Genomic DNA, 5771 nt, shown 5'->3' on the forward strand with positions numbered 1-5771 from the left:
TGGAGTAGCTATGCTACTCTATTATTTTATAGATTTTAGTTTTTAATATTAGGTTAATATAAAGTGTAAAGTCTGGTTAAATTATTTTGTAGATTGGATAAATGAATGTGCTGTTTAGTTATTTGAATGGATAAATTAATTTGTAAATGTTAGGATAAGATAAAGTGTAAATCAACAGGTAATGTCATAAAAGTAAGTCATATACGGGTACAGCCGACATACGAGTAAAAATGAGTCACATGCTGGAATTATTATTCAACATGTGGCTATATATTGTTTTATAGGTGTTGCATCAAGTCTATTTATATTTGAAACATTTCATATATCTTTTTTATAACCACAGTGAAACATATTTTGATAGTGTCATTAGGGTATACTTTGTGAAATGTACCGTTAATCTTCAATAAACCACCTTAAAATCCACATAAAGGAATTATTATTCATGATGTGGCTTATTTTTACATGTATGTCGGCTATACCCGAGAGTTTAGCAATTATGCTAGGCTCTACCGTTTATAATATGAAAATTCAATATATATTTTTAAATAAAAACTAAGTTATGTTAGTGTTTTTTATTTTTTATTTTAAAATACTGTATAGCGTTATTAGATAAAGCAAATATTAAAAGTAATTAAATATGAGTATAATTTAAAGAAGGAAGTGTTTAAATGACAACTGAAGCAAAAATACAATTAACTTCATCAGAACTAGGTACCTTATGGATGACGTATCAGTCAGCATGTGCAACGTTAATGAAGTGTGAGGTTATGAAAGATAAAACTATTGACAAAGAAGCTAAAAACATAATAACAAGTTATATTACTGAAGCACAAAGTGTAAAAAATAAAATTGTAAATGTATTTAATAATGAAAGAGCAGTTATTCCAATAGGCTTTGATGAACGAGATATTATAATGGAGGTACCTCCGTTATTTGATGACATTTTTAACATAATGATTCTTCGCCAAATGATGAAATTGAATTATGGTCATTCTGCTATATTTTCAGCTATGGCATATATGAAAGATGTTCAAGATATATTAAAGCTTAACTACGATATAGCTCATAAATATTATGTAATGACAACAAAATATTTATTAGGAAAAGGAGTACTTGCAAAACCACCATATGTAACTATGCCAAAACAGGTGGAATTTATTGAAGCTAAAAATTATATGAGTGGAAATACTCTTCTTTCTGATAAACGTTCATTAAATACAATTGAGGTTGGTTTTCTTAATGAAGCTATTGAAGATAACATTTTTGGTATGCAGTTGATGACAGGGTTTGCACAAGTTGCAATAGATAAAGAAGTTAAAAAGTACTTCATAGAAGGTAAAGAACTAGCCAAAAAAATCATTTCTAAATTAGGTGATATTCTATTACAAAGTGATGTTCAACCACCAAGTACATGGGCTGGTAAAACTACGGAATCAACTAAGACGCCCTTTACAGATAAATTAATGATGTATACGACTAGTTTAATATCAAGCTCAGCAATAGGTTACAATGCCTTAGGTACATCTTTTAGTATGAGAAGTGATTTACATACCAAATTAACACTTATTGCAAAGGATATATTTGGGTATGCAAAAAAAGGTGGGAAAATAATGATTGAACATAAATGGATGGAAGAACCACCTCAAATGGAAGATAGAAATCAGCTTACAAAATAAAAAAAGCATATAAAAAGTCGTGAAATTAAAATTTCACAACATTTTGTAAACCTCTATAGCTAGCATATACCCTCATTCTCACTTTAATATATGCATTAATTCATTATTTTGGCTGCATAAAAGGAGTCTAATTGAGAAAATACACCTCTTTTATGCATTATTTTAACTTTTATTTAAATTACTATTTTGTAAAAATAAAAGTAATATGTCATTATATATAAGATTAAAAATAAAAAAAGTCTGGTTACATACCAGGATTTTTTTATCAAATAAATAAACTATAGTATCAAAGGAACCAACCCCTGACATTCTATATATTAGCATATAGATATTAATATTTCATGGGAAATTTAGATAAATATCGAAGGTACTTATAGAAATATGAATGTTTTTTATCATTTGAAATCAACTTTTGATATAGATTAAGACATTACAACAAACAACAACCATTTTAAATCTTAACGCTATGCTAAGCATAAACATCTATAACTAGCCTATATGATCATAGATACAAGGCACTTTATTATAGTATAAATTTCCTTAATAAGCACATAATAGAAATTATATAATATAAATAGCGTAATATTACATACAAAATAAAATGAGAGACATAATTTTCTTGACGAGGAATATTATGTTTCTCATTTTATTAATATGATTTTTTCAAAACTATATACTATTATTTAAGTCTTCATTAAGCTTTTTTAATCCTTTTTTTTCAATTCTAGAAACATATGACCTAGAAATTCCTAGAATCGATGAAATTTCTCTTTGAGTTCGTAGATTACCATCAAGTAATCCAAAACGCATTTGGGGTTGTTTACACATATCGTCCAAAAGTTCAATAGAGAGTTAAATCTTAATATTGAATGTTAATATGAATTTAAAGCAAGTAATCCCATATCATTGAACTATGGGGTTACTTGTGAGGACACATTAGAGGAAAGTGTACCAAATATGCTCAATGGTGTTTTCGTTAGTTTTTAATTACTATTTTTATTAATTTATAATTAGAGGATTTGTAAAATAAAATAGGTAACCAAATGGATATAAGCAACATATATAAATTAGATAATGAAAAAAGCTATATAAAAAATTTGAATATATAGTTATTGTCGCTATATGTAGTGTGTTATTAAAATTATATTGAGAAAGTTAATAAAAATAAAATTGAGATTAAGGAGAGTTTTATATATGATAATTTCAATAGATGCTGGTCATAATTCTATTCCAGATGTAGGAGCAATTGGACTTAGAAAGGAAGATCTTTTAAATAAAGAAGTTGTAGGTAAAATAATTAAAAAACTACAAAGTACAGCTACTAAAATAGTAGATTGCACACCTTATGGACAAGTATTTTCAAATGTGGGACAATCATTGCAATATAGGTGTAATAAAGCAAATAATTCTAATTCTGATTTGCATTTAAGCATTCATTTTAATATGGGTGGTGGAGAAGGAGTGGAATGTTATGCTATATCTCTAATTGCTAAAAATAATGCTGAAAAAATTTGTAACGAAATAGCTTTACTTGGATATAGGAATAGAGGTGTAAAAAACGGATCACATTTATATATTATAAATCACACTAATATGCCTTGTATTCTTATAGAATGTGCCTTTTTAGATAGTGTAAAAGACATGAATAAGTATAATGCTGACTCAATAGCGAATGCAATAATTAAAGCAGTTGTTGGTGTGATAATACCAGTGAATTCTGTAATGGCTTCTTTTCAAATTGCTTCTACTTTATCAGGTATTACTGATAAAAACGGAAATAAGTTAGTTGTAGATGGGATTAGAGGTGATTTGACTAACTCTGCTATAGCTAAAGTGTTTCTTAAAATAGGCGCAAGAAGTAATTTAGTTAAATGGTTACAAACTAGACTTAATACTTTAGGATTCTTAAATGGTAGCGCCAGCGCAGATGGTATTTTTGGTTCACTTACGCTTACCGCTGTTAAAAAATATCAAGCAAAAAACAACCTTATAGTGGATGGCATTGTTGGTCCAAATACTTTAAACAAACTGTTTGGTTAGTCGTAGAAATAACTATGATAATGTGGGATATAATGAATACTAATAAATAAAAATAATTTATTTATATATAACTCGCCAACAGGAAGAGACGCATCAATCTGAAAGTAACACAATTATTATTGTGTTACTTTCAGATTATTAACATAATCTAAATATAGTAAACCCTGCATTATTAGATAGGGGGTACCTGTTATGATATATATGAATGTTACGAATAATTAAAGTCTATTAAACTTGAGTATCCACGTCTTGGATATTGGCTCTAACTTATTTTTATCCATATGTTTTTAATGAATACTATTATCCATAAAATCTTTCATTTGATGTTTAAGTTCATCCATCTGTTTTTGTAAATTTTTATTGGTACCATCTAAATTAGCTACATTTTGGGTTTCTTCTTTTGCTTTGAGATTTTGATTCTGAGCTGCAATTATAAAGATACTCTGAGCTACACTAAATAAAAAATTGGCTACTACATTTTGTTGTTCAACATCATATTTAGAAGCAATTATAATTCCTATTATTGTTGCTAAGGTAGCCAATTCAGTGGGTGTGTAATCCTCTATTTCTTTCATACAATACCCCCAAAAATATGTTTACATAATTATACTATGCTTCATATAAAAAATTGTTTAGATTTAAACAATTAAAGGCATTCAACATAATATTAATTATCTTGTATACCTGGGGTAGAATCAAACTGATCTTCTTGAAAAGAATTACACAAAGTATTAAAATAGACTTATGTAGATACTTCCAAAAGATACACAAATTAAACACCATGTTGACACTTCTCTGGCATTAGCAATGGTTATATTAAAAATATAAAAACAACTGACTAAGGAGATATTAAAATGAAATATATATTTATAAAGACCAAAATAATAACAGGATTAATAACAGGAGGAATACTTTTATCATCGGTAAGTACAACTTTTGCAGTAACTGCTAGACCATTATACTTTGATAGAAATGTACCTTTAATAAATGAATATAAACAAATCAACACTAAAAAACAATATGGCTTAGAAACAAGCTTAAAAAACATTGTAACTAGTAAAAATATAACTCAAAAGCAAGCAAATAAAATTAAGGCTGTAATAAATAGAGATAAACCTATAAAAAAATCTAATTTTGAAAAAACTAAAACTGACACTGAACAAATACGTAAAATACATATGCATAGCAATAAGATAAATCCTTTTACAGATCTTGTTGCTAATGGAACCATAACTCAGTCTCAAGCTGACAAAATTATAATGAAACAAATATATTTACAACATGCCAAAAGGGTAAAAAGTGCATTGTAAAAATTCATTTAGAAAAGTTATTAGTTTATAACAAGTAAATGTCGTGAAATCAATTTTTCACTCACGACATTTAATAAACCTCTATAACTAGACTATACCATAATTGTTGCTTTAATATATGCAATAACCTACTGTTTTAACTTCATAAAAGGAGTCTAATTGAAAAAATCTACCCCTTTTATGCATGATTTATTCTTTTATCTATTCTCTTATTCTCTTATTCCCTTATTGCTTTAGCAATTATACTAGCCTCTTTTTTCTTTTAAATAAAGAACTTTAATATAAATAATTTTATCATGATTAGGCATACTTGATTTACAATTTTATTGCTTTTTATATTTCTGATGATTAGAAGCAGATTTAGGTAATATAGTTATTTTTAAAGAAGGATCTTCACGCACGTAGCTTAAAAATATAATTCCTAAGGTATTACGTACTTGTGTACTCAATCGATTCCATTCATATCCCAAGAATAGGTCCTTTATAAGAAAAACTTCTCCAGAGTTAATACTATCTAATTTAGAAATAGCAATATTTAATAGTTCATTCAAAATTAATCACTCCTAATATTATTGCTGGCAGTGTTGCTAATAATATTGTATACAATACTATTTAAAGTGTGAAAATTCATTTTAATATATTATGATTAAGCCACAAAAAGCTATATTTTCTCCGGTAGGAGTTAAGCTATTTCAAATTTTAGGCTATGCCTCTTGAAAATATTGTAAATTAATATGAAAATTTC

At 27.2% G+C, this 5771-nt stretch carries 5 protein-coding genes and 1 pseudogene; 3 read left to right on the forward strand and 3 right to left on the reverse strand.

The window, feature by feature from the left end; all coding sequences use genetic code 11:
* Nucleotides 1-668: 668 nt before the first annotated feature.
* Nucleotides 669-1676 (forward strand): DUF3231 family protein, encoded by a 1008-nt coding sequence (locus KPL38_RS17805; protein WP_216290479.1) that lies wholly within the window; start codon nucleotides 669-671, stop codon nucleotides 1674-1676.
* A gap of 669 nt (nucleotides 1677-2345) precedes the next feature.
* On the opposite strand, the pseudogene KPL38_RS17810 reads toward KPL38_RS17805, so the two are convergent.
* Nucleotides 2346-2489, reverse strand: a pseudogene (locus KPL38_RS17810) (sigma factor-like helix-turn-helix DNA-binding protein); the annotation flags it as partial.
* Nucleotides 2490-2870: 381 nt separating this feature from the next.
* Here KPL38_RS17810 and KPL38_RS17815 point away from each other — a divergent pair.
* Nucleotides 2871-3716 carry an N-acetylmuramoyl-L-alanine amidase gene (locus KPL38_RS17815; protein WP_216290480.1) on the forward strand — a complete coding sequence of 282 codons (846 nt, stop codon included), beginning with the start codon at nucleotides 2871-2873 and terminating at the stop codon, nucleotides 3714-3716.
* A 287-nt stretch (nucleotides 3717-4003) separates the two neighbouring features.
* Here KPL38_RS17815 and KPL38_RS17820 read toward each other — a convergent pair whose 3' ends face one another.
* Nucleotides 4004-4291: a hypothetical protein gene (locus KPL38_RS17820; protein WP_216290481.1), complete on the reverse strand. Its 288-nt coding sequence runs from the start codon at nucleotides 4289-4291 to the stop codon at nucleotides 4004-4006.
* A gap of 279 nt (nucleotides 4292-4570) precedes the next feature.
* On the opposite strand from KPL38_RS17820, the gene KPL38_RS17825 reads away from it, so the two are divergent.
* Entirely contained in the window at nucleotides 4571-5026 is a 456-nt protein-coding gene (locus KPL38_RS17825; protein ID WP_216290482.1) for a hypothetical protein, read from the forward strand.
* Between the two features lie 323 nt (nucleotides 5027-5349).
* On the opposite strand, the gene KPL38_RS17830 is transcribed toward KPL38_RS17825, so the two are convergent.
* Nucleotides 5350-5577 carry a single-stranded DNA-binding protein gene (locus tag KPL38_RS17830; RefSeq protein ID WP_216290483.1) on the reverse strand — a complete coding sequence of 76 codons (228 nt, stop codon included), beginning with the start codon at nucleotides 5575-5577 and terminating at the stop codon, nucleotides 5350-5352.
* Nucleotides 5578-5771 lie beyond the last annotated feature (194 nt).

Origin of the sequence: Clostridium psychrophilum (assembly GCF_018861705.1) — a bacterium.
GTDB lineage: Bacteria > Bacillota > Clostridia > Clostridiales > Clostridiaceae > Clostridium_AD > Clostridium_AD psychrophilum.

Bases quoted from the DNA above. Each gene is read 5' to 3' on its own strand.
- KPL38_RS17805 (WP_216290479.1), top strand. From the start codon at position 669: ATGACAACTGAAGCAAAAATACAATTAACTTCATCAGAACTAGGTACC.
- KPL38_RS17815 (WP_216290480.1), top strand. From the start codon at position 2,871: ATGATAATTTCAATAGATGCTGGTCATAATTCTATTCCAGATGTAGGA.
- KPL38_RS17820 (WP_216290481.1), bottom strand. From the start codon at position 4,291: ATGAAAGAAATAGAGGATTACACACCCACTGAATTGGCTACCTTAGCA.
- KPL38_RS17825 (WP_216290482.1), top strand. From the start codon at position 4,571: ATGAAATATATATTTATAAAGACCAAAATAATAACAGGATTAATAACA.